At 65.0% G+C, this 22,348-nt stretch carries 16 protein-coding genes; 14 read left to right on the forward strand and 2 right to left on the reverse strand.

The window, feature by feature from the left end; genetic code table 11:
• The first annotated feature begins 8 nt into the window (after positions 1–8).
• Complete coding sequence (locus tag G5V65_RS10805) at positions 9–731, forward strand: FadR/GntR family transcriptional regulator (protein ID WP_165049868.1); 723 nt, start codon at positions 9–11, stop codon at positions 729–731.
• Positions 732–738: 7 nt separating this feature from the next.
• On the opposite strand, the gene G5V65_RS10810 is transcribed toward G5V65_RS10805, so the two are convergent.
• Positions 739–1,650: a LysR family transcriptional regulator gene (locus G5V65_RS10810; RefSeq protein WP_165049870.1), complete on the reverse strand. Its 912-nt coding sequence runs from the start codon at positions 1,648–1,650 to the stop codon at positions 739–741.
• Between the two features lie 197 nt (positions 1,651–1,847).
• On the opposite strand from G5V65_RS10810, the gene G5V65_RS10815 reads away from it, so the two are divergent.
• From G5V65_RS10815 to G5V65_RS22660, 11 genes are all read left to right on the forward strand, one after another.
• Positions 1,848–2,570, forward strand: coding sequence for an isochorismatase family protein (locus G5V65_RS10815; RefSeq protein ID WP_165049873.1), 723 nt, complete (start codon positions 1,848–1,850; stop codon positions 2,568–2,570).
• 76 nt (positions 2,571–2,646) lie between these two features.
• A complete protein-coding gene (locus tag G5V65_RS10820) occupies positions 2,647–4,725 on the forward strand; it encodes a hydantoinase/oxoprolinase family protein (protein WP_165049875.1) in 2,079 nt (692 codons plus the stop codon).
• Between the two features lie 12 nt (positions 4,726–4,737).
• Positions 4,738–6,519, forward strand: a complete 1,782-nt coding sequence (locus G5V65_RS10825; RefSeq protein ID WP_206526763.1) for a hydantoinase B/oxoprolinase family protein — start codon at positions 4,738–4,740, stop codon at positions 6,517–6,519.
• Between the two features lie 213 nt (positions 6,520–6,732).
• Entirely contained in the window at positions 6,733–7,914 is a 1,182-nt protein-coding gene (locus tag G5V65_RS10830) for an acyl-CoA dehydrogenase family protein (RefSeq protein ID WP_165049876.1), read from the forward strand.
• Positions 7,914–9,044 (forward strand): CaiB/BaiF CoA transferase family protein, encoded by a 1,131-nt coding sequence (locus G5V65_RS10835; RefSeq protein WP_165049877.1) that lies wholly within the window; start codon positions 7,914–7,916, stop codon positions 9,042–9,044. The genes G5V65_RS10830 and G5V65_RS10835 overlap by 1 nt, the downstream gene beginning before the upstream one ends.
• A 1-nt stretch (position 9,045) precedes the next feature.
• Positions 9,046–9,984 (forward strand): N-carbamoyl-D-amino-acid hydrolase, encoded by a 939-nt coding sequence (locus G5V65_RS10840; protein WP_165049879.1) that lies wholly within the window; start codon positions 9,046–9,048, stop codon positions 9,982–9,984.
• A gap of 373 nt (positions 9,985–10,357) precedes the next feature.
• Positions 10,358–12,454, forward strand: a complete 2,097-nt coding sequence (locus G5V65_RS10845; RefSeq protein ID WP_165049881.1) for a hydantoinase/oxoprolinase family protein — start codon at positions 10,358–10,360, stop codon at positions 12,452–12,454.
• A gap of 15 nt (positions 12,455–12,469) precedes the next feature.
• Positions 12,470–14,245: a hydantoinase B/oxoprolinase family protein gene (locus tag G5V65_RS10850; protein WP_241250528.1), complete on the forward strand. Its 1,776-nt coding sequence runs from the start codon at positions 12,470–12,472 to the stop codon at positions 14,243–14,245.
• A gap of 17 nt (positions 14,246–14,262) precedes the next feature.
• Complete coding sequence (locus G5V65_RS10855) at positions 14,263–15,186, forward strand: LysR family transcriptional regulator (RefSeq protein WP_165049886.1); 924 nt, start codon at positions 14,263–14,265, stop codon at positions 15,184–15,186.
• A 25-nt stretch (positions 15,187–15,211) separates the two neighbouring features.
• On the forward strand, positions 15,212–16,393 hold the full coding sequence (locus G5V65_RS10860; RefSeq protein ID WP_165049888.1) for an oxidoreductase: 1,182 nt from the start codon (positions 15,212–15,214) through the stop codon (positions 16,391–16,393).
• A complete protein-coding gene (locus tag G5V65_RS22660; RefSeq protein ID WP_165049890.1) occupies positions 16,390–17,214 on the forward strand; it encodes an FAS1-like dehydratase domain-containing protein in 825 nt (274 codons plus the stop codon). Before G5V65_RS10860 ends, G5V65_RS22660 begins: the two co-directional genes overlap by 4 nt.
• Before the next feature lie 3 nt (positions 17,215–17,217).
• Here G5V65_RS22660 and G5V65_RS10870 read toward each other — a convergent pair whose 3' ends face one another.
• Entirely contained in the window at positions 17,218–18,177 is a 960-nt protein-coding gene (locus G5V65_RS10870) for an AraC-like ligand-binding domain-containing protein (RefSeq protein WP_165049892.1), read from the reverse strand.
• Between the two features lie 310 nt (positions 18,178–18,487).
• On the opposite strand from G5V65_RS10870, the gene capB reads away from it, so the two are divergent.
• Positions 18,488–20,245, forward strand: coding sequence for a caprolactamase subunit beta (gene capB / locus G5V65_RS10875; protein ID WP_165049894.1), 1,758 nt, complete (start codon positions 18,488–18,490; stop codon positions 20,243–20,245).
• Between the two features lie 23 nt (positions 20,246–20,268).
• Complete coding sequence (gene capA, locus G5V65_RS10880; RefSeq protein WP_165049896.1) at positions 20,269–22,347, forward strand: caprolactamase subunit alpha; 2,079 nt, start codon at positions 20,269–20,271, stop codon at positions 22,345–22,347.
• Position 22,348: the final 1 nt, after the last annotated feature.

Raw genomic sequence — 22,348 nt, forward strand, 5'->3', positions numbered from 1 at the left:
CTGATGCGATGAGCGAACCCGGGAGCCTGATCCGAACGCTCTCCGGTCGTCCTGCGGCGCGGAACTATCATTCCTATGTCATCAACGAGGTGGGCCGGGCCATCGTGGCGGGCGAGATGCCGGTGGGATCGGGGCTGCCGGGCGATGCCGAGATGATGATCCGCTTCGGCGTGTCGCGGACGGTGCTGCGCGAGGCGCTGAAGACGCTGGAGGCGAAGGGGCTGGTGGAGGCGCGGGCCAAGGTGGGCACGCGGGTGCTGCCGCAATCGCGCTGGAACCTGTTTGACCGGCAGGTGCTGAGCTGGAAGCTGGAAAGCGGGCCCTCGCCGGAATTCCTGGAGAAGGCCCGGGCGGTGCGGACGGGGCTGGAGATCCTGGCCGCGCGCGAGGCGGCGCGGCACCGGGATGCCGAACATGTGCGGCTGCTGAACTACTGGCTGCACCAGCGGGCGGCGATGACGGGCCAGCCGGAACCCTTTGCGCTGGCGGTGTTCGAGATCCATCGCGTGGTGGCCGAAGCCTCGGGCAATCCGTTCCTGCGGGCGGCCTCGGGGGTGGTGGAGTTCGGGGTGGTGCATGATGTGCTGGGGCGGCTGGATGCCGAGGGCCGCCCGCCCGCGGCGGGCCTGGCCCCGGCGCTTGCCGCGGAGTACGAGGCGCTGGTCCGCGCCATCGAGCGCGGCGAGCCGGAGGCGGCGGCGGCGGCGATGCTGCGGCTGGTCGGGGGGTAGGGGGCCGTCAGGCCCCGCTGGGCGAGCCTGACACGCGCTGGCGTGCGATCTGCACGAAGCCTTGCAGTTGCGGCGCCCGGTTGGCGCGTCTCCACACGAGGATGGTGCTGCTGCGGAAGGCGGGATGCATGATCGGGCGCACCTCGACATTGCGGCCGAGGAAGCCGATCAGGCTTTCGGGATAGATCGTGACGCCAAGCCCCGCCGCGACGAGGCCAAGCAGGGCGAGGGTGTTGGACGCCTCGAGCGCGACGCGCAGCGCGATTCCTTCGCCGGAGAACATGTCGTTGAGGCGCCAGCGATATTCTTCCCATTCGCGCATGTCGCCCAGGATGATGTCCTGGTCGGAAAGGTCGGCCGGGGTGATGGTCGGGCGCAGGAGAAGGGGGTGGTTGCGCGGGGTGACCACGTAGAGCGTTTCCGACGAAAGCTGGATCGACTGGTAATCGCGATGATCGAAGGGGCCGATCATGTAGCCCGCGTCGATTTCACCATTGGCGAGGGCGATCTTCTGGCCCTGGGTGCGGATGTATTGCAGGCGGACATCGACATGGGGGTGGGCGCGGCGGAAGCGGGCGATGGCCGACGGCATGAGTTCGGTGGCCGCGAAGGCCATGTAGGCGATGCGCAGGATGCCGGCCTTGCCTTCGGCGATGCGGCGGGCGGAGCGGATGCTTTCGCCATAAGCGCGCATCAGTTGGGAATTGTCTTCGTAGAAGCGCTGGCCGGCCTCGGTCAGCGATACTTCGCGGGTCGTGCGATCAAGCAGGCGGAAGCCGAGGGTCTGTTCAAGCTTCTGGATGCGTCGGCTGAGGGCGGATTGGTCGAGATGCAGCCTGTCGGCGGTGCGGCGGAAGTTCAATTCCTGGGCGAGGGCGAGGAAGGTCTGGACATTGTCCAATCCGGGCAGGGGCGGCATGGGGTTCCGATCCGGGGTAGGGGTTGATGCATCATGCGCATCAATAAAGGATGAACCGTCATTTCACAGCGGTCAATCCACCTGTCACTTTGCCTTTCAGGGCCAGCCGATCCCTTGATTGACGGGTGGCCGACCTCGTGGCCCCGGCGGGTGCGCCCAAGGCGCATGCCGCATCAAAGACAGACAGGAGATGGACAATGAGCGACGTTGACGCCAAGGAACTGGACCGGCTGCTGCAGCAGGCGTTCGACACGGCGAGCAAGCTGTACAAGGAGCGCGGCTTTCAGCGCCGCGTGGGATTCGGCAAGCGGCCCGCGCTGGTGAGCGTGGATCTGGCGAATGCCTGGACGCGACCGGGCAATCCCTTCACCTGCGATCAGGAGAAGATGGATAACGAGATCATCCCCGGCATGCAGAAGCTGCTGAAGGCGTTCCGAGCGGCGCATCTGCCGGTGGTTCACGTGACCACGGCCTACGAGATCACCGACCGAAATGCCGATTTCACCGACATGGGCCTGTGGCACAACAAGATTCCGATCGATGTGGTGAACCTGAAGGACAAGGAGCTTTGGGCCATCGACAGCCGCATCGCGCCGGTGGAGGGGGAATATACGCTGCTGAAGAAGCGTGCGTCGGCCTTCCATGGCACGGAACTGGCGGGCATCCTGCGGGCCAACAATGTGGACACGATCCTGGTCACCGGCGTGACTGCCTGCGCCTGCGTGCGCCAGACGATCTGTGACGGGCTGGCCGATGGGTTCCGCACCATCGCGGTGAAGGAAGCCATCGGTGACCGGGTGCCGGGCGCGGTGGCCTGGAACCTCTTCGACATCGACGCGAAGTTCGGTGACGTCCACACGGTGGATGACTGCGTGGCCTATGTCGACGGACTGGCCGCGCAGAAGATCGCGGCAGAGTGACCCCCGGCGCCGGGCCGCCTGGCCCGGCGCCTTTCATCGCCCGTCAGAGGCGGCTTTCCCGACAGGAGCAAGAGCGATGGCCAGAATTGGCGTAGATGTAGGCGGAACCAATACCGACCTCGTGCTGGAATGCGCGAAGGGGGTTTTCTATCACAAGGTCCCGACAACCCTGAAGAACCAGTCCATCGGCGTGGTCGAAGGGGTGCAGGGCATCTGCCGCATGGCGGGCATCGCGCCCAGCGAGGTGGAGACCATCGTGCATGGCACCACCACGGCGACGAACATCACGATCGAACACAACGGCGCGGAATGCGGGATGATCACGACGGAGGGCTTCCGCGACATCCTGCATATCGGGCGTCACAAGCGGCCCTTTAATTTCTCGCTGCATTTCGATGTGCCATGGCAGAGCCAGCCCCTGGTGAAACGGCGGAACCGGATTTCGGTCGCCGAGCGTATCCTGCCGCCCACGGGCGAGGTTGCCACGCCGCTGGACGAGACGGCGGTTCGGGCGGCCTGCGCGGTGTTCCGCAAGCGGGGGATCAACTCGGTCGTCATCGGTTTCATGTTCGCCTTTCTGAATGACGTGCATGAAGTGCGCGCCAAGGAGATCGTGCTGGAGGAGATGCCGGAAGCCTATGTTACGCTGTCGTCGGAGGTGGCCAAGGTGATGCGGGAATATGAGCGGTTCTCGACCGCGGCGATGAATTCCTATGTCGGGCCGAAGACAGCCTTCTATCTGCGCGATCTGGACAGCCGCCTGCGTGAGGCGGGGGTGACGTCGAAGCTGCGGATCATGCAGTCCAATGGCGGGGTTTCCACGGTGGAAGCCTGTGCGAAGCGGCCGATCCGCATCCTGATGTCGGGCCCTGCGGGCGGGGTGATCGGTGGCGCGTCCGAGGGCGCGATGGCGGGCGAGGCGAACATCATCACGGTGGATATCGGCGGGACATCGGCCGACATCTCGACCATTCCCGGCGGGGCGGTCAAGATCATGAACCCACGCGACACCTATGTATCCGGGCATCCCGTGCTGACGCCGATGATAGACCTGGTGACCATCGGTGCGGGCGGTGGATCGGTGGCCTTCATCGACGAGGCGGGGGCGTTCCATGTGGGGCCGCGTTCTGCCGGGTCGGAGCCGGGGCCTGCCTGCTATGGCCGGGGCGGGACGGAGCCGACGGTGACCGATGCGCAGATCGTGCTGGGGCGACTGGACCCGGACATGGCGCTGGGGGGCGACCTGAAGCTGGATGCCAGCCTGTCGCATCAGGCCATCGAGGAAAGGATCGCGCGGCCGCTGGGCCTGTCGGTCAAGGAGGCGGCGCTGGGGATCATCCGGATCATCAACAACAGCATGGCCCTGGCGATCCGGTCGAATTCCGTGGCGCGCGGGGTCGATCCGCGGGAGTTCTCCATCATGCCCTTCGGCGGGGCGGGGCCCCTGCATGGGGTGGCGCTGGCCGAGGCAATGAGCTGCAAGGATGTGATCGTGCCGGTGGCGCCGGGGATCACGGCGGCGGTGGGTCTGCTGAAGACCGACCTGCAATACGAACATACCGAAGCGGTGATCGTTGAGCTGATGAAGGCGGGCGAGGCGGATTTCGCCCGGATCAACGCCGCCGTGGCAGCGCTGCGGGCAAGGGTGCAGGCGGAACTGGACGGCGACGGAATTCCGCGCGACCAGCAGAGCATCGCCGTGATTGCCGAATGCCGCTATCACGGGCAGGGGTTCGAGTTGCGCGCGGCCATGCCCGAGGAGGCAGTGACCGCCGGGAACCGCCATGTGATCGCGGACAGTTTCCACGACCAGCATCAGCAGGATTACGGCTACAGCTATCGCAGTGCCGAGGTGGAGTTGATCACCCTGCGGGCAATCGGGCAGGCGGCGGTGCGGCGGATCGAGATTCCGTCCATTGCGACGACGGATGGCAGCAGCATCGACCGGGCGCTGATGTTCGTGCGGCCCACCACATTTGACGACGGGCGCACGCTGGAGACGCCGCGCTATGACCGGACGAAGCTGTATGCGGGGGACCGCGTGCCGGGGCCTGCGCTGCTGCATCAGCACAATGCGACGACGCTCGTTCCGCCCGGCTATGTGGCCGAGACGCTGGACTATGGCAACACACGCATCCGACTGATCGGCGCGTAAGGAGGACTTGCGATGAACAAGATGACCAACCCCGCCGCCGTAGCCGTGGACCCGATCACGCTGCAGGTGATCCGGGGCAGCTTTGAGACCATCGCCGAGGAGATGGGGCATGTCCTTTACCGCATGTCGTTTTCTTCGATCATCCGGGAAAGCCAGGATCTGGGGGCCGGGCTGTTCGATGTGAACTTCAACACGCTGTGCGAGTCGGAATCGACGCCGATGCATATCGGGTCGATCCCCGGCTATCTGCGCGGCATCGCCGAAACGCTGGAAGATGGCGAGTGGTACGAGGGCGATGTGGTGGTGCATAACCACCCTTACTTCGGTGCCTCGCACACGCCGGACCTGGCGATCGTGGTGCCGGTGTTCTTTCAGGGGCGGTTGGTGGGCTTTGCTGGCAATACCGCGCATCATGTCGATATCGGGGCGGCGACGCCGGGACTGATCATCGACGTGCCGGATGTCTTTGCCGAAGGGATGCTGTTTGCCGGCACGAAGCTGTATCGCAAGGGTGAGCCAAACAATGCGATGTGGAACTACATCCGCAGGAACAGCCGCGCTGCCGGGCAGCTGGTGGCGGATATCGAGGCGCAGGTCGCCTCTGCCCGGTTGGGGGCGAAGCGATTTGTCGAGCTGTTGGAGAAATACGGCGAGGGCATGGTCTTTGCCGCGGCAACCCAGTTGATGGACTATGCCGAGCGCATGACGCGGGCCCGGATCAGCGAAATCCCGGACGGAGATTACAGCGCCGAGGGCTGGCTGGATGATGACGGGCGCAACCGTGACCGGCGGCTGAAAGTGAAGGTTACGGTGCGGGTGCGCGGCGACGAGGTGGAGGTCGATCTCACGGGATCCGCCGATCAGACGCCCACGGCCTATAACGTGCCGTTCGAAGGATCGACGAAGGTGGCGGCCTATGCGGGGTTCCGGAAGCTGCTGCTGGATGCGGCGACATCGGATCTGCGGGTGCCATCGAACGAGGGATCGTTCCGCCCGATCAAGGTGACGGCGCCGCTCGGGTCGATCTTCAATCCCAGGGCCCCGGCCAGTGCCGAGGCGCGGTTCACGCAATGCAACCGGATGATCGACCTTATCATCCGCGCGCTGGCCCCGGTGATGCCGGAGAAGGTGATCGCAGGGTCTTCCGCCTCGATCAGCTTTGCCGCCTATTCGGGGGTGCGGCCTTCGGGGGATTACTGGGTGTTCCTTGAGGTGAACGAGGGTGCCTATGGCGGGCGGCCCCGGTCGGACGGACCCGACAGCATCGACAACCTGATGGCCAATACGCGGAACAACCCGCTGGAGGATCTGGCCATGCATATCCCGATGATCTGCGACCGATACGAGTTGCGCGACGACCTGCCGCCCGGCGCGGGGGAGTATCGCGGCGGGATCGGGGTGGTGAAGGCGCAGAGGGTGCTGACGCCAGCCTTCATCACGCATGAATCCGAGCGCCATTCCGACGCGCCCTGGGGCATCTTCGGCGGGCATGACGGGGTGGTGGGGCGCTGCACCATCAGCAATCCGGGCCGGCCGGGCGAGGCGCGGGAGATGCATTCCAAATTCTCGGGCCTGGCGGTGGAGGCGGATGACGTGATGACCTATTACAGCCCGAATGGCGGCGGTTATGGCGATCCGCTGAAACGCCCGCCGGTCAAGGTGCTTGAGGATGTGCTGGACGGGTTCTGTTCGGTCAGCCATGCGCGCGAGGTCTATGGCGTGATCGTGGACGCTGAGGCCGAGACGGTGGACATGGTAGCGACCGAGGCGCTGCGGGCCGGGATGAGGCAGTAAGGCCGCGCCCCCTTCTTCTTGATTGCGCGGGCAAGTCTCCCCTGAGGTGTCCGCGCCGACTTCCGGCCTGCTTGCAGGCCGGATTTTTCGTTTCATGGCCCCCGGGAAGGAGGCGGCCATGATCCAGCGCGATAGCTGGATGCGTGTCTGATCATTTCCTTTTGCGACGGATTCCTGCGACCAATCGGGCAGAAGCGAGAGGACGCAGGACAGATGGCCGATTTTTCTCCGACTGCCGATTATGCCGAGATCCGCGATGGCGTGGCGAAGGTCTGCGCCGAGTTTCCGGGCAGCTACTGGCGCGATCTGGATGCGCGGCGGGCCTATCCGGATGCCTTCGTGCAGGCGCTGATCCGGGCGGGATGGCTGGGTGCGATGATCCCCGAGGCCTATGGTGGATCGGGCCTGCCGCTGACGGCGGCGGCGGTGATCCTGGAGGAGATCCATCGGCAGGGATGCAATGCGGCGGCGTGTCATGCGCAGATGTACACGATGGGAACGCTGCTGCGGCATGGCAACGCGGCGCAGAAGCGCGCCTATCTGCCGGGGATTGCGGACGGGTCGCTGCGGTTGCAGGCCTTTGGCGTGACGGAACCCACGAGCGGCACGGATACGCTGTCGCTGAAGACGGTGGCGCGGCGCGAGGGCGACGGCTGGATCATCAACGGGCAGAAGATCTGGACCAGCCGGGCGGAGCATTCGGACCTGATGATCCTGCTGGCGCGCACCACCCCGCGCGAGGCGGCGGCGTCGCGGACGGACGGGCTTTCGGTGTTTCTGGTCGACCTGCGCGGACTGGTAGGGAACGGCATCACCATCCGGCCCATCCGCACGATGATGAACCATGCCACGACCGAGGTCTTCTTCGACAATGTGCGCATCCCAGCCGATGCCCTGATCGGGGAAGAGGGGAAGGGGTTCCGCTATATCCTGTCGGGGATGAATTCCGAGCGGATACTGATTGCCGCCGAATGCATCGGGGATGCCAAGTGGTTCCTGCAGAAGGGCGCGGATTATGCGCGGGAGCGGGTCGTGTTCGGCACGCCCATCGGGCAGAATCAGGGGGTTCAGTTCCCGCTGGCGCGGGCCTGGGCGCATATGACGGCAGCGGAGGCGATCGTCTATCGCGCGGCGGCGATCTATGATGCAGGGCAGAATCCGGGGGTAGAGGCGAATACAGCCAAGATGCTGGCCGCCGATGCAAGCTGGGAGGCGGCGGAAGCCTGCCTTCAGACCCATGGCGGCTTCGGTTTTGCCGAGGAATATGACGTGGAGCGCAAGTTCCGCGAGGCACGGCTGTATCAGGTGGCCCCTATTTCCACGAATCTGATCCTGTGCCACATCGCCGAGCAGGTGCTTGGATTGCCCAAGAGCTATGGTCCGGGGCGCGGTTGATGGCGCGCGATCTGGAGGGACTGCTGGTGGTTGCGTTGGAGCAGGCGGTGGCGGCCCCGCTTTGCACGGCGCGGCTGGCGGATGCGGGCGCACGGGTGATCAAGGTGGAACGTCCGGGCGGGGATTTCGCGCGGGGCTATGACCGGCTGGTACATGGGGAAAGCGCCTATTTCGTCTGGGCCAACCGGGGGAAGGAGTCGATCTGCCTGGACCTGCGGGTGGCGGAGGATCTGGCGCTGCTGAAACGCATGGTCGCGCAGGCGGATGTCTTTGTGCAGAACCTTGCGCCGGGGGCGGCGGAGCGGCTGGGGCTGGGGGCCGAGGCGGTGCGGGCGGGGAATCCCGGGCTGATCCATCTGTCGATCTCGGGCTATGGCGACGAGGGGCCGTATCGGGAGCAGAAGGCCTATGACATGCTGATCCAGGGCGAAAGCGGGCTTCTGTCGATCAACGGTACGCCCGAGGGCGCCGCGCGGGTGGGGATTTCGGTCTGTGACATCGCGGCGGGTGAGACGGCCTTTGCCGCCGTGCTGCAATCGCTGCTGGCGCGGGGGATACGCGGAGAGGGTCGCGCGGTGGAGGTGTCGCTGTTCCACACGATGGCCGACTGGATGAATGTGCCCTATCTGCAGGCGGCCTATGGCGGGGCGACACCGCCGCGCGTCGGGCTGCGGCATCCGTCGATCGCGCCCTATGGGGCCTTCGATTGTGCCGATGGGCGGCAGGTTCTGCTGGCGGTGCAGAGCGATCGCGAATGGGCGATGCTGGCGGCACGGGTTCTGGGGCAGGCGGAGTTGGCCGATGATCCACGTTTTGCCACCAATGTGGCGCGGGTGGCCCATCGGGAGGCGGTGGAGGCGCTGATCGCGCCGGTTCTGGCTGGGATCGACCGCGAGGCGGCCATGGCGCGGCTGGGCGCAGCGGGGATTGCCTGCGGGCGGCTGTCGGGGATGGAGGATCTGGCGGTGCATCCGCAAGCGCGGCGGATCACGGTGGAGAGCCCGACAGGGCCTGTCGCGATGATGGCGCGCGGTGTTCGGTTCAGCGATGGCGAGGCGGGCGCGGGGGCGGTTCCAGCGCTGGATCAGCACGGGGCGGTGTTGCGCGCAGAATTCGGGCAAGGGGGATAGGATGGCACGACACCTGATAACAGCGGCGGCGCAGATGGGGCCTATCGCACGCAGCGAGACCCGCGCCGATACGGTGCGGCGTCTGGTCGGGATGATGGGCGAGGCGCGGGGACGGGGGGCGGAACTGGTGGTATTCACCGAACTGGCGCTGACCACCTTCTTCCCGCGCTGGATGATCGAGGACGAGGCGGAACTGGACAGCTTCTATGAGGCTGCGATGCCTTCGCCCGCGACGCAGCCGCTGTTCGACGAGGCGCAGAAGCTGGGGATCGGGTTCAGCCTCGGCTATGCGGAACTGGTGGTCGAAGGGGGCGTGAAGCGGCGTTTCAACACGTCGATCCTGGTGGACAGGACGGGGAGGATCATCGGCAAGTATCGCAAGGTGCATCTGCCCGGCCATGACGCGCCACAGCCGGGGCGGGCGTTTCAGCATCTGGAGAAGCGGTATTTCGAGCCTGGCGATCTGGGCTTTCCGGTCTTTCGCGGCTTTGGCGGCGTGATGGGCATGGCGATCTGCAACGATCGGCGCTGGCCCGAGACCTATCGGGTGATGGGGCTGCAGGGGGTGGACATGGTCATGCTGGGCTACAACACGCCTTTTGATCATACCGGCGACGAGGCGGTGAACAGCCTTACCTTGTTCCACAACCACCTGTCGATGCAGGCCGGGGCCTATCAGAACGCGACCTGGGTTGTCGGCACCGCAAAATGCGGGACAGAGGAAGGATCGAAGATGGGCGGGCAAAGCGTCATCATCGCGCCATCGGGCGAGATCGTGGCGCAGGCCGTGACCGTGGAGGACGAGGTGATCACCGCGAAATGCGATCTCGACATGGGGCGCATCTACAAGGAGACGATCTTCAACTTCGCCCGCCATCGCAGGCCGGAACACTATGGGCTGATCGTGGAGCGGACGGGGGCGATCCTGCCGCCGGAATAGACCGCACAGGACAGGCGCAAGGCAGAGAGGCGCGGGCATGCTGCGCGGGGCGACCGGAGAGAGACCGGATCGCCCCGCGCGGCGTTGTGCGTGTGCTTTGTACATTCCTGACATGTGCTGGCGGAAATCAGATATCGCATCAGGATATGAAGCGACGAATTCGGCAGCGCAGTTCGGCATGGCTTTGGGAAGAAACCTCAGGAATCATTGATGATTATCGCGCGGCGTGCGGCTGGTAACGAATGGCGCATCCGCGACGCTGCCCTGTCTACTGTATGCAAAATCCTGTTTGCGGAAGGGCTGAGTCGTGGCTCAATCTGCGGATCACGGGGCCGAGGCGGGACAGGAGCCGAGGCAGGACAGGGAGACAGGGATGATACGCGTTGGGGTTGATGTCGGCGGGACGTTCACGGACCTGGTGCTGGAGCGGGTCGAAGGCGCGCGGCGGCAGGTCTTCACCCACAAGGTCGCATCTACCATCGCGGATCAGTCGATCGCCGTCGTGCGGGGTGTGGTTGAATTGTGTGCCATCGCGGGCGTGCAGCCGGACCAGATCGACGCGCTGTTTCATGGCACGACGGTGGCGACGAACATCGTGATCGAACGCAACGGGGCCGAGGTGGGGATGATTACCACGCGTGGCTTTCGCGACATTCTGCACATGGGCCGGCACAAGCGGCCGCACAATTTTTCGTTGCAGTTCGACGTGCCATGGCAGAGCGCACCGCTGATCAAGCGACGCAACCGGATCGTGGTGGACGAGCGCATCCTGCCGCCGGACGGCCGGGTGGAGATGAAGCTGGACGAAGATCAGGTGGAGCGAGCGGCGGAACTGTTCGCCGAACGGGGCTTGGAAGCCGTGGTCGTTGGGTTCCTGTTCTCCTTCCTGAACAACGACCACGAGATGCGTGCGGCGGAAATCGTGCGGCGGGTGTTGCCCGAAGCCTTTGTCTGCGCCTCGTCCGAAGTGGTGAACACGATCCGCGAATACGAGCGGTTCTCGACTGCGGCTATGAACGCCTATATCGGGCCGAAGACCAAGCGCTATCTGGACAACCTGCAGCGGCGTCTGGCCGGGGCCGGGGTGCGGGCCATCGTGCGGATCATGCAGTCGAATGGCGGGATCAGCACGGTGGAGCAGGCCAGCCGGAACCCGGTGGGGCTGTTGCTGTCGGGTCCGGCGGGGGGGGTGATCGGCGGGCGCTGGACCGGCGCTGCCTGCGATCAGCGCGACATCATCACGATAGATATCGGCGGTACCTCGGCCGATATCAGCGTGATCCGCGACGGGGCCCTGACGATCAAGAATCCGCGCGACACGGAGGTGGCTCATCTGCCCGTGCTGGTGCCGATGATCGACATCGACGCCATCGGCGCGGGGGGCGGATCCATTGCCTATGTCGACAGCGGCGGGGCGTTCCGGGTTGGGCCGAAATCGGCAGGGGCGGAGCCGGGGCCCGCCTGTTACGGCAAGGGCGGCACGCATCCCACGGTGACGGATGCACAGGTGGTGCTGGGGCGGCTGGATCCCGAGCATTTCCTGGGCGGCGGGCTGGCGATTGATCCGGCCCTGTCGGAGCAGGCGATCCGCATGCATCTGGCCGAGCCGCTTGGCATGAGCGTGAAGGACGCGGCGCTGGGCGTTCTGAAGATCATCAACAACAACATGGCGCTTGCAATTGCCTCTAATTCCGTGGCGCGGGGGATTGATCCGAGGAACTACAGCCTGATGGCCTTTGGCGGGGCGGGGCCCCTGCATGGGGTGGCGCTGGGCGAGATGATCGCGGCGAAGAACGTGATCTCGCCCTTGCATCCGGGGATCACGGCGGCGATGGGCCTTCTGGTGACGGAGCCGCGCTATGAATTCACCCAGTCTTCGCTGGCGATTCTGCAGGCGGCGGGCGCGGCGGAACTGGCGGCGGTGAACGGGGTCTACGACCGGCTGAAGGAGGAGGCGGCGGCGCAGCTGGCGGCGGACGGGATTCCGCCGGAGCGGCAGAAGTTCGAGAGGGTGGCCGAGTGCCGCTATGTCGGGCAGGGCTTCGAGTTGCGGGTACCGGTGCCTGACGGGCCTTTCACGGCGGAGAGCGCGCAGGAAATGGCGCGGCGGTTCTTTGCGGTGCATCGCACGGAATATGGCCATGCCTTTGAGGATCAGGCGGTGCAGATGGTCACCCTGCGGGTGATCGGATCGTCGGAGTCTGACACGCTGATGCTGCCAATGCTGGAGACCGGGGGGCGGCGGAACCCTTCGGAGGCGGCGCTTTACGCCCGGCTCACCACCTTTGACAGCGGCGAGACGATCCAGACGCCGCGCTTTGACCGGATGAAGCTAAGGGCGGCAGATGTCGTCGTGGGGCCTGCCGTGATCGTGCAGCAGAATTCGACCACCATCGTGCCGCCCGGCTATGCCGCGACGGTGCGCAAGATCGGCGATCTGGTGATCGCCCGCGACATGCAGGAGGGCTGAGATATGGGGCAGGACATGGACAGGACCATTGATCCGATCACCTTGCAGGTCATCGGGGGGGCGCTGCATGCGATCGCCGAGCAGATGGGGAACGTGCTGTACCGCATGTCCTATTCGTCGATCATCCGCGAAAGCCAGGACCTTGGCGCGGGGTTGTTCGATCTGGATTACAATACGCTGTGCGAAAGCGATTCCACACCAATGCATATCGGGTCGATCCCCGGCTATCTGCGCGGGATCGAGAAGAGTATTCCCAAGGATTCCTGGCGGCCAGGGGATGTGGTGATCCACAACCACCCCTATTACGGAGCCAGCCATTCGCCCGATATCGGGATCGTGATGCCGATCTTCTATCGCGGCGAGCTGGTCGGATTTTCGGCCAATACGGCGCATCACCTGGATATCGGGGCGGCAACGCCGGGGCTGATCATCGACGTGCCGGATGTCTTTGCCGAGGGCATGTTGCTGAACGGGCTGAAGCTGGCCGAGGCGGGTGTCCGGAACGAGACGCTCTGGCGCTATATCAGTGGCAATACGCGGGTGCCCGGGCTGGTGATGCGCGATCTGGAAGCGCAGATCGCGGCGGCGGAACTGGGGGTGAAGCGCTATTGCGAGCTGATGGACACCTATGGGCGCGACACCGTGGAACAGGCCGCGGCGCAGCTCATGGACTATTCCGAGCGCATGTTGCGGCGCGAGATCGCCAAGATCCCCGACGGGGATTACACCGCCGAAGGGTTCATGGATGATGACGGGCGGACGCGTGACGTGCGGCTGCCGATCAAGGTGACAGTGCGGGTGCGGGGCGATGATGTGGAGGTGGACCTGACCGGGTCTTCGCCTCAGGTGCCCACGGCTTTCAACGTGCCCTTCGAGGGTTCCACCAAGGTGGCCTGCTATTTCGCCTTCCGGGCGTTGCTGCTGGATACCTATACCAATCAGGAATACATCCCGCAGAACGAGGGGTCATTCCGGCCGGTGAAGGTGACGGCGCCGCTCGGGTCCATCTTCAACCCGATCGCACCCGCCGCCTGCGAGGCGCGGTTCAACCAGATCCAGCGTGTCGTGGACCTGATCATCAAGGCACTGGCACCGGTCCTGCCGGAGAAATCGACGGCGGGGAATGCGGCCTGTCTTTCCTTTGCCTCTTATTCGGGCGTGCGCGAGAGCGGGGATTACTGGGTGTTGATCGAGGTGAACGAAGCGGCGATGGGGGGGCGGCCCCATTCCGATGGGCCGGACACGATCGAGGAATTGATGCGCAACACGCGCAACAACCCGCTGGAGGATCTGGGCATGCATCTGCCGATGATCTGCGACCGCTACGAGATCCGCGACGACGTGTTCCCGGGGGCGGGAAAGTATCGTGGGGGCATGGGCGTGGTGAAATCCCAGCGCTTTCTTACTCCGGGCTTCATGACGCATGAAAGCGACAGGAACGAGGACGCGCCCTGGGGGATCTTTGGCGGGACGGATGGCGTTCCGGCGCGGGTGCGTATCCACAATGCGGCGCGGGCAGAGGAGCCGCGCGATGTGCATGCCAAATTCTCGGGCATGCGGGCCGAGTTGGGGGATGTTGTCAGCTATCTGTCGCCATGCGGGGGCGGGTTCGGCAACCCGTTGGAGCGTGCGCCGGCCAAGGTGCTGGACGATTTGCTGGATGGTTTCATCAGTGCAGACCATGCGCGCGAGGTTTATGGCGTGGTCTTCAAGCCTGTCTCCAACGGCTATGGCTGGGGGTTGGACGAAGCCGCGACCGAGGCCCTGCGCGCCCAGCGTCGCGTGGCATAGGGAGCGGGGTAGGGCGGTTGGAATTTGTCGATCTGCAGTATTTCGTAAGCATTGCCGAAACCGGAAGCTTCACGAAATCGGCCTTGCAGAACAATGTCGCGCAATCGGCATTGAGCCGCCGCGTGCGCGATCTTGAGGCGGAGATGGGCACGGCGCTGTTCTATCGAAACGGCCGTGGGGTGGTGCTGACCGAGGCGGGGGAGACGTTTCTTGCTGCCGCGCGGGGGATACTCGCGCAGCGCGAGGCCTTGCGGCAGGACATGCGCCGCGCCTCGGGCGAGTTGGACGGGACCGTGAAGCTGGCGGTGCCGCCCTCGGTCGGGCTGGTGCTGCTGGCGCCCCTGCTTCGCCAGATCCGGGCGGACCATCCGCGCATCCGGATGCGGGTGCTGGAGGGGTTCAGCGGGCATGTGGCGGACTGGCTGGCGGCGGGCAAGGTCGATCTGGCGGTGCTCTACAAGATGAAGTCCAGCACGCTGCTGGATGCGGAACATCTGTTGTTCGAGGACATGTTCCTGATTTCGGCCCCCGATGCACCGCCCATCGGGCGGGCGGATGCGGTGAGCATGGCAGAGGTGGCGGGCGAGGAATTGGTATTGCCGGGCAGCCCGCACGGATTGCGGCTGCTGGTCGAAGATGCGGCGGCGCGGGCGCAGGTGACGCTGACCGTGGGCATGGAGGTGGAAACGCTGCCCACGATTTATGATCTGGTGCGTACGGGCGGTCTGCGGACGATCCTGCCGCTGGCGGCGGTGAAGGAGCAGGTCGCAGAGGGGCGGCTGCGGGCGCAGCACATCATGGATCCGGTGATCAGCCGCGAGCTGATCCTGGCCCATGCGCCGCATCGGGCAGCGGCACCGGTGACGAAGGCCGTCGTGCGGTTGATCCGCAGCAAGATCGGGGAATTAGTCCGCTCGGGCGCCTGGGACGGGCGCATCTGAGCGGGGTCAAATCAGGGAGATCAGGATGAGCGAAGCCTATCCGACACTGTTTTCACCCGTGACGCTGGGGCCGATGACCCTGCGGAACAGGATTGCCATGGCACCGCTGACCCGCCAGATGGCCCATGCCGATGGCACGCCGACGGACGAGATGGCAGCCTATTACGCCCGGCGCGCGCGGGGTGGCTTGGGGCTGATCATCACGGAAGGCACCTATGAGCAGGAGGCCTTCCAGTCGCGGGCCTATCTGTCGCAGCCGGGCATCGCCAATGCCGCCCATGTGGCCGGCTGGCGACCGGTCTGCGAGGCGGTCCATGCGCACGGGGCGAAGATTGTCATCCAGTTGATGCATGGGGGGCGGGTGTCGGATCCGCGCGTTCTAGGCGGCGCGCCGCCGGTCAGTGCTTCGGCCACGCAAAGCGGCGGATGGACGCTTTATACGGACAATGACTATGAAAAGGGCATCCGCAACATTCAGGGAGCCTGGCCGAAGGTGACATTCGGCCAGGCCCGGGCGCTGACGGTGGAGGAGATCCACGCGGTTGCGGACGGGTTTGCAGCCGGGGCGAAGCGGGCCGTCGAGGCGGGGGCGGACGGCGTGGAGGTGCATGGCGCGAACGGCTATCTGCTTTGGCAGTTCATCACGCCCAAGACCAACCTGCGCACGGATGAATTTGGCGGCAGCCCGGAGAACAACGTCCGGTTCGCGCGGCTGGTGGGCGAGAGGATCCGGGCCGCCATCGGGCCGGACAAGGCGATCATCCTGCGGCTGTCGCAGGATGGGGTGGATGATTTCACCGGGGCCTGGCCCGGCGGCACCGCCTATGCCAAGGCGGTGGGCAAGGCGCTTGCGGGGTCGGATTACGACGCGCTGCATTGGGCAAGTTTCAACTATCTGGACAACCGATTTGCCGATGATCCGACGCCGATGCCGACGGTAATACGCCGGGCGTCAGGGTTGCCGGTGATCACCAACGGGGGGATCGCCGATGGCGCGCAGGCGGAAGCCGCGCTGACATCCGGGGCCGGCGACATGGTGGCCATAGGGAGGCCGATCTTTGCCCATCCCGACTGGCCCTATATCGTGCGGTCGGGGGTTCCCTATCCCTGGCTGGACTTTGACCGGAAATACGTGGTCCAGCCGCCGCTGGATTTCGGGCTGGCCTATCCGACGGGCCTTGTCGATCCGGGCTGGCCTCTGCCATGAGCGGGGACCATGCCGATTGGATCGGGCGGGGGACGGTCCGCAGGGACCGGCTGTCGACGCGTCTGATCGGCCAGTTCCGGGCGACGCTGCCCGACCTGCTGTGCGAGGAGGAGGTGCCACCGGGGCTGTTCTGGACCCTGGCCCCGGATGCGTTGCCGCCCGAGGATCTGGGGCGGGACGGGCATGCGCGGCCGGGGATCGCGCTGCCCGCGCTGCCCTTGCCGCGCCGGATGTGGGCGGGGGGGGAGATCAGGTTTCTCCATCCCCTGCAGGCGGATGATGAGGTGGAGCGCGACAGCCGGATCGAAGCGATCACACAGAAAACGGGATCGACGGGAGCACTGATCTTCATCGCGGTGCGGCACGACTATCGGGTGGGGGCTCGGCTGTGCATCAGCGAGCGGCAGGATCTTGTCTATCGCGCCGATCCGGTGCCGGGGCAGGCGGTGCCGGATCATCCCCCGGCACCCGACCTTGGGCAGCCGGTGGCGGCGGTGGCGTTACTGTCCGATCCGGTGCGGCTGTTCCGGTTTTCGGCCATGACCTTCAACGGCCATCGCATCCATTATGACGCCGATTATGCGCGACAGGTGGAGGGCTATGGTGGGCTGGTGGTGCATGGGCCGTTGCAGGCGGTGGCGATGATGAACCTTGCGACGAAGGTGCTGGGGCATGTGCCGGAGGTGTTTTCCTATCGCGGCCTGTCCCCCCTGATCGCGGGCGAGGCGGCCGAAGTGCAGGCGCATCGCGACGACGCAGGGCTGGCCCTGCGCGTGGTGAAGACGGGCGGATCCGTGACCATGGCGGGGCGGGCGGGATAGACGTCAGTCGTTGCACGCCGCGGTGATCTGCGCGCGATAGCCGGACGGGGTCTGGCCGAACTTTGCCTTGAACAGGCGCGAAAACTGCGCCTGGTCGGAAAATCCGAAGCGATATGCAATGTCGGACATCTGGCCGGGATTGGGCATCTGGAGCAGGTCGCGCGCGGCCTTGAGACGTTCTTCCCGGACGAATTGCGAGACGGTGCAGTTCACCTCGGCAAAGAGTTCATGAAGGTAGCGCTTCGAGATGCCCACGGCGTCGGCGATGATTTCCGGCGAGAGATCGGGGTTCGACAGATCCCGCAGGATCACGTTTTCGGCGCGCCGGCGGTGGGCATCGCGCACCGAAGAGCCGGCACCCTGTTCCACCTCGCTCGTCCGGTCGAGGGCGAGGGCGAGGAGTTCGACCAGATGGCGGCTGAGGACAGCATCGCTATTGGGATCGGAGCTGGCATGGCGTTGGATCTGCTGCGCCATGGTGGTGAAGAGGGAGCCGATGCCTTCGCGCCCGTTGAAGACCAGGGCGCAGTAGCGATCGGGATTGCGGAGCTTGGTCGCGAGGACGGGCTTTGCGATCTTGAGCACACAGAGGTCGTTCGCGTTGGCATAGGAGAAGCGATAGGGTTCGTCGCCGCGTTCCAGGATGAAGCCGCCCGGATCGCAGCGCACCTCGCGGCCCAGTTGGCGGAAATCGACGGGCGACTTGCGTGGGATTGTGATGAGGTACTGCTCTTCCGTGGCGGAGGAGATGTGATGGCGGTGGCGTTCGTACTGCACCGCTTCGGTACACAGGCGCGACAGCGAGATATCGCCAACGTTGCTGTGTTCGAGCTGGCCTTCGAACCGTGCGGCATCGCGGAAGGTCAGGTCGAGCGGGAAATACGCCTCGGCGATCACCGCGTTCCAGTGCCCGGCGCGCGCCGACGCGGGCAGTCTGTCCGTGCTGTGCAGGCTGCGTGTCATTGGGTGTGCCCACCGTTTCCGGGTGCGTGTCGTATTCAATGATCCTCTTTGCGGGACAGGAGTCAATTCCGCAATGCAATCCAGATATGCCGTGGCGCGACCGCCCGGTGAAGTTTCGCGCCGAGGTGCGCGGAGTGACAAATCCTTGTGCGCCCGGTGACAAGACGGAGGGGCAGGGGTGCTGCAACCTGTCGGCAAGAACCAATGACAAGGCCGGGATTCGGCCGACACAGGGAGAGCGATTCCGATCCGTCCGCAGGGACTGCGGCGACGAGGATCCCTGTGCGGCGATCCCCCAGAGGAGGATGACATGGCTGCACGAAACGTCGATCCGATCACATTGTCCGTTGTGCGCGGGGTGCTGGAGACGACCCAGCGCGAGATGACGCTGGCGCTGGAACAGACCGCGCGATCATCGGTGTTCAACCTGGCGCATGACTATTCGACGGCACTGTTCAACCATACGCCCGAGATGATCCTGCAGGGGCAGGACATTCCCATTCATCTGGGCAGCCTGATCCCGGCGATGAAATCGGTGGCAAGCTATTTTGCCGGTGACATCCATGACGGCGATCTGATGCTGCACAACGATCCCTCCTATGGCGGCAGCCACATCATCGACACCTGCATGTACATGCCGGTGTTCTATGAGGGCGAACTGGTCTTCTGGACGGTATGCAAGGGCCACCTGACCGATATCGGCGGGCCGGTTCCGGCGGGATACAACCCCAATGCAACAGAGATCTATGCCGAGGGGCTGCGCATTCCGCCGGTCAAGATCTGGGACAAGGGCAAGCCGCGCAACGACGTGATGAACCTGCTGCTGTCCAACATGCGGGCGCGGCGCGATCAGGAAGGTGATTTTAACGCGCTGATCGGGGCCTGCCAGGTGGGTGCGCGCAACCTGAAGCGGCTGATGGACAAATACGGCAAGGCAATGGTGCAGGAGTGCATCGCCGAATTGCTGGACATGGCAGAGCATCACATGCGGTCGCTGATCGCCGAGGTGCCGGACGGCACCTATAGCGGAACGGCGATCCTGGAGGATGCCGGCCACGGCTATGGCGATTTCGAGATCACCGCGACGGTGACGATCAAGGGCGACGGGTGCCATATTGCCATCAACAGCCCTCCGCAGATTCCCTATTTCATCAACAGCTATGAGGGAAACAGCCATTCCGGTGTCTATCTGGGGCTGATGATGTTCGCGCAACTGCCGCCCCCTTACAACGAGGGGCTGTATCGCTGCGTTACAACCGACATGGGTCCGAAGGGGACGCTGTGCAACGCGAAGTCGCCCGCGCCGCACATGAACTGCACCACGACGCCGATGGAGACCCTGACCGATGCGGTGCGGCTGGCCTTTGAACAGGCGGCGCCGGCCAAGGTTTCGGCAAGCTGGGGCCATGCCAATGGCTGCAACATCGCAGGATGGGACAAGCGGCATGACGAGGAATATGTGACGATGGTCCTGGCCTCGATCATCTCGGGGGCGGGGGCCACGGCGCAGGCAGATGGCTGGCATGCGGTGGGGCCAGAATGCTGTTTCGGGGCGCTGACGAGCGGCGATATCGAGATGCTGGAACACAGCTATCCGATCATCATCCACCGTTATTCGCTGATGGAGGACAGCGGCGGGGCGGGCAAAAACCGGGGTGGATCCGGCACCTGCTGGGAGGTGGAGCCGCTCGACACGCCTATGACGCTGATCACTTTCGGCGAGGGACGGCGCATCCCGGCGATGGGGGCGGCGGGGGCGAAATCCGCGATGGTGGAAAAGAAGGTGGGGCGGCTGGAGGTGACCCGGAACGGGCAGACCCAGATCATCACCAACAACGTGATCGAGACGATCCAGCCCGGTGAAAGGGCTGCAAACAAGAACCCTGGCGGCGGCGGTTTCGGCAACCCGTTCGAGCGGGATGTGCAGAAGGTGGTCGAGGATGTGCGCAATGGTCTGGTGAGCCTTGAAGGCGCGCGCCTGGACTACGGCGTGGTCATCACGGACCGCGAGAGCCTGACCGTCGATGCCGATGCCACCGCGAAACTGCGCGCAGCGGCGGCTGCCTGAAACCCGGACCGAGGATAACCGAAATGCAGAACCAATATCGTTTGGGCATCGACGCGGGCGGCACCTTCACGGATTTCATCCTTGCCGATCGCGAAGGGGAGGTGCGCATCTTCAAGGCCCTGTCCACCCCGCAGGACCCGACGCAGGCCATCCGCAACGGTCTTGCCCTGATCGAGGAGGAGACGGGCATCAAGGCGGGCGAGATCGTGTCGCATGCCGATCTGTGCATCAACGGCACGACCGTGGGGCTGAACGCGCTGATCCAGCACAAGGGCGCGCGGACGGGGCTGATCGCCACGGCCGGCCATGAGGACTCAATCGAGATCCGTCTGGGCCATAAGGAAGACGGCTATCGTTATGATCCGGAATATCCTCCGGCGCGGATGCTGGTGCCGCGCTATCTGCGGCGCGGGGTGCGCGAGCGGGTGGTGTCGACTGGCGCGGTGCATATCCCGTTGCACGAGGAGGATGTGCGCGCGGCCTGCGCGCATTTCCTGCGCGAGGGCGTGGAGTCGGTGGCGATCAGCTTTGTCTGGTCGGTGCTGCATCCCGAGCATGAGATGCGCGCGGCCGAGATCGTGCGCGAGATGATGCCGGATGTGCGCCTAACCGTGGGCAGCCAGCTTTACCCGCAGGTGCGGGAATATACCCGCACCTCGACCGCTATCGTGAACGCCTATCTGGCGCCGATCCTGTCGCGCTATGTAGAGGCGGTGGATGGCTACTTCCGAAGCCTGGGGGCGAAGAACCCGGTGCGCTATTTCCAGTCGAATGGCGGGCTGGCTCTGGGGTCGGTGGTCAGCGATCAATCGGTCTATGCGATCAATTCCGGCCCGGCCTCTGCGCCGCAGGCGGCGCTCTATATCGGCGAGCCGTGGGATTTGAAGAACATCATCACGGTGGACATGGGGGGCACCTCGTTCGACATCACGCTGACGCGGGACGGGCGGGCGAATGTGTCGAAGAACATAGACTTCCTGCGCTATCGCATCGGCATCCCGATGATCCAGGTGGAAACGCTGGGCGCGGGGGGTGGGTCCATCGGCTGGATCGACAGCATGGGCCTGTTGCAGATGGGCCCGCAATCGGCGGGATCCGAGCCGGGGCCTGCCTGCTATGATCAGGGCGGCGAGAAGCCCACGACGACGGATGCCAACCTTGTGCTGGGCTATCTGAATCCCGATGGACTGGTGGGCGGACGCTTGCCGCTGAACGTGACCAGGGCGCGGACGGCCATCGAGACGCATCTGGCCCGGCCGCTGGGCTTGACCGTGGAGCAGGCGGCCTTTGGCATGTTCACTATCGTGAACAACAACATGGTGAACGCCATCCGCCGCGTGTCGGTGGAGCGTGGCTATGATCCGCGCGACTTCGTGCTGAACTGCGCGGGCGGCGCGACCGGGGCGCATATCTCGGCGCTGGCGCGGGAAATGGGCATCCGGCGGGTGCTGGTGTCGAAACTGGCCTCGGGCCTTTGCGCCTATGGGCAGATCATTTCGGATGTGAAGTACAACTACATGGCTCCGGCGCCGGTGCGGCTGGAGGGCGCAGTGGCTGCGGAGCGGCTGGACGGGCTGTTCCGGGGGCTGGAGGCGCGAGGGATCGCGGACCTGGCCGCCGACGGGTTCGGCGAGGACCGCGTCACGATCCGGCGGTCGCTGGACATGCGCTATGTGGGACAGGTGCATGAATGCACCGTCGACGTCGACCCCTTCCCGCTGGACGAAGCCGCGCTAGAACGTTTACGGTCGGCGTTCCATGCGCGCCATGAAGAGCTTTATACCTATTCCGAGCCAGGCAGTGTCGTGGAGGTCGTGAATGTGGAAAGCGCCATCTGGGGCCAGGTGGACAAGCCGAAGCGGATGTCGATCGCGCAGGGAGCTGGCGCCGACAAGGCGCTGGTCGGGACGCGAGAGATGATCTTCACGGCCGACGGGGTGGCACGCTCTGCCCCGGTCTATGCGGGCGATCTGCTGGGGGCAGGGGACCGGATCGTGGGCCCCGCGGTGATCGAGGAAGTGACTACGACCGTGGTGATCGAACCGGACTGGACGGCCGAACTGCACGAGTCGGGGGTCTATGTTCTGGATTACAGGGGCTGAG

Source organism: Paragemmobacter kunshanensis, from assembly GCF_011059185.1.
GTDB classification, from domain to species: domain Bacteria; phylum Pseudomonadota; class Alphaproteobacteria; order Rhodobacterales; family Rhodobacteraceae; genus Paragemmobacter; species Paragemmobacter kunshanensis.

What these genes read in the sequence shown, in the direction of transcription:
- G5V65_RS10820 (WP_165049875.1), top strand. Translation starts at nt 2,647, where the DNA reads ATGGCCAGAATTGGCGTAGATGTAGGCGGAACCAATACCGACCTCGTG.
- G5V65_RS10870 (WP_165049892.1), bottom strand. Translation starts at nt 18,177, where the DNA reads ATGACACGCAGCCTGCACAGCACGGACAGACTGCCCGCGTCGGCGCGC.
- G5V65_RS10860 (WP_165049888.1), top strand. Translation starts at nt 15,212, where the DNA reads ATGAGCGAAGCCTATCCGACACTGTTTTCACCCGTGACGCTGGGGCCG.
- G5V65_RS10805 (WP_165049868.1), top strand. Translation starts at nt 9, where the DNA reads ATGAGCGAACCCGGGAGCCTGATCCGAACGCTCTCCGGTCGTCCTGCG.
- G5V65_RS10810 (WP_165049870.1), bottom strand. Translation starts at nt 1,650, where the DNA reads ATGCCGCCCCTGCCCGGATTGGACAATGTCCAGACCTTCCTCGCCCTC.
- G5V65_RS10850 (WP_241250528.1), top strand. Translation starts at nt 12,470, where the DNA reads ATGGACAGGACCATTGATCCGATCACCTTGCAGGTCATCGGGGGGGCG.
- G5V65_RS10845 (WP_165049881.1), top strand. Translation starts at nt 10,358, where the DNA reads ATGATACGCGTTGGGGTTGATGTCGGCGGGACGTTCACGGACCTGGTG.
- G5V65_RS10825 (WP_206526763.1), top strand. Translation starts at nt 4,738, where the DNA reads ATGAACAAGATGACCAACCCCGCCGCCGTAGCCGTGGACCCGATCACG.
- capB (WP_165049894.1), top strand. Translation starts at nt 18,488, where the DNA reads ATGGCTGCACGAAACGTCGATCCGATCACATTGTCCGTTGTGCGCGGG.
- G5V65_RS22660 (WP_165049890.1), top strand. Translation starts at nt 16,390, where the DNA reads ATGAGCGGGGACCATGCCGATTGGATCGGGCGGGGGACGGTCCGCAGG.
- G5V65_RS10830 (WP_165049876.1), top strand. Translation starts at nt 6,733, where the DNA reads ATGGCCGATTTTTCTCCGACTGCCGATTATGCCGAGATCCGCGATGGC.
- G5V65_RS10815 (WP_165049873.1), top strand. Translation starts at nt 1,848, where the DNA reads ATGAGCGACGTTGACGCCAAGGAACTGGACCGGCTGCTGCAGCAGGCG.
- G5V65_RS10835 (WP_165049877.1), top strand. Translation starts at nt 7,914, where the DNA reads ATGGCGCGCGATCTGGAGGGACTGCTGGTGGTTGCGTTGGAGCAGGCG.
- capA (WP_165049896.1), top strand. Translation starts at nt 20,269, where the DNA reads ATGCAGAACCAATATCGTTTGGGCATCGACGCGGGCGGCACCTTCACG.
- G5V65_RS10840 (WP_165049879.1), top strand. Translation starts at nt 9,046, where the DNA reads ATGGCACGACACCTGATAACAGCGGCGGCGCAGATGGGGCCTATCGCA.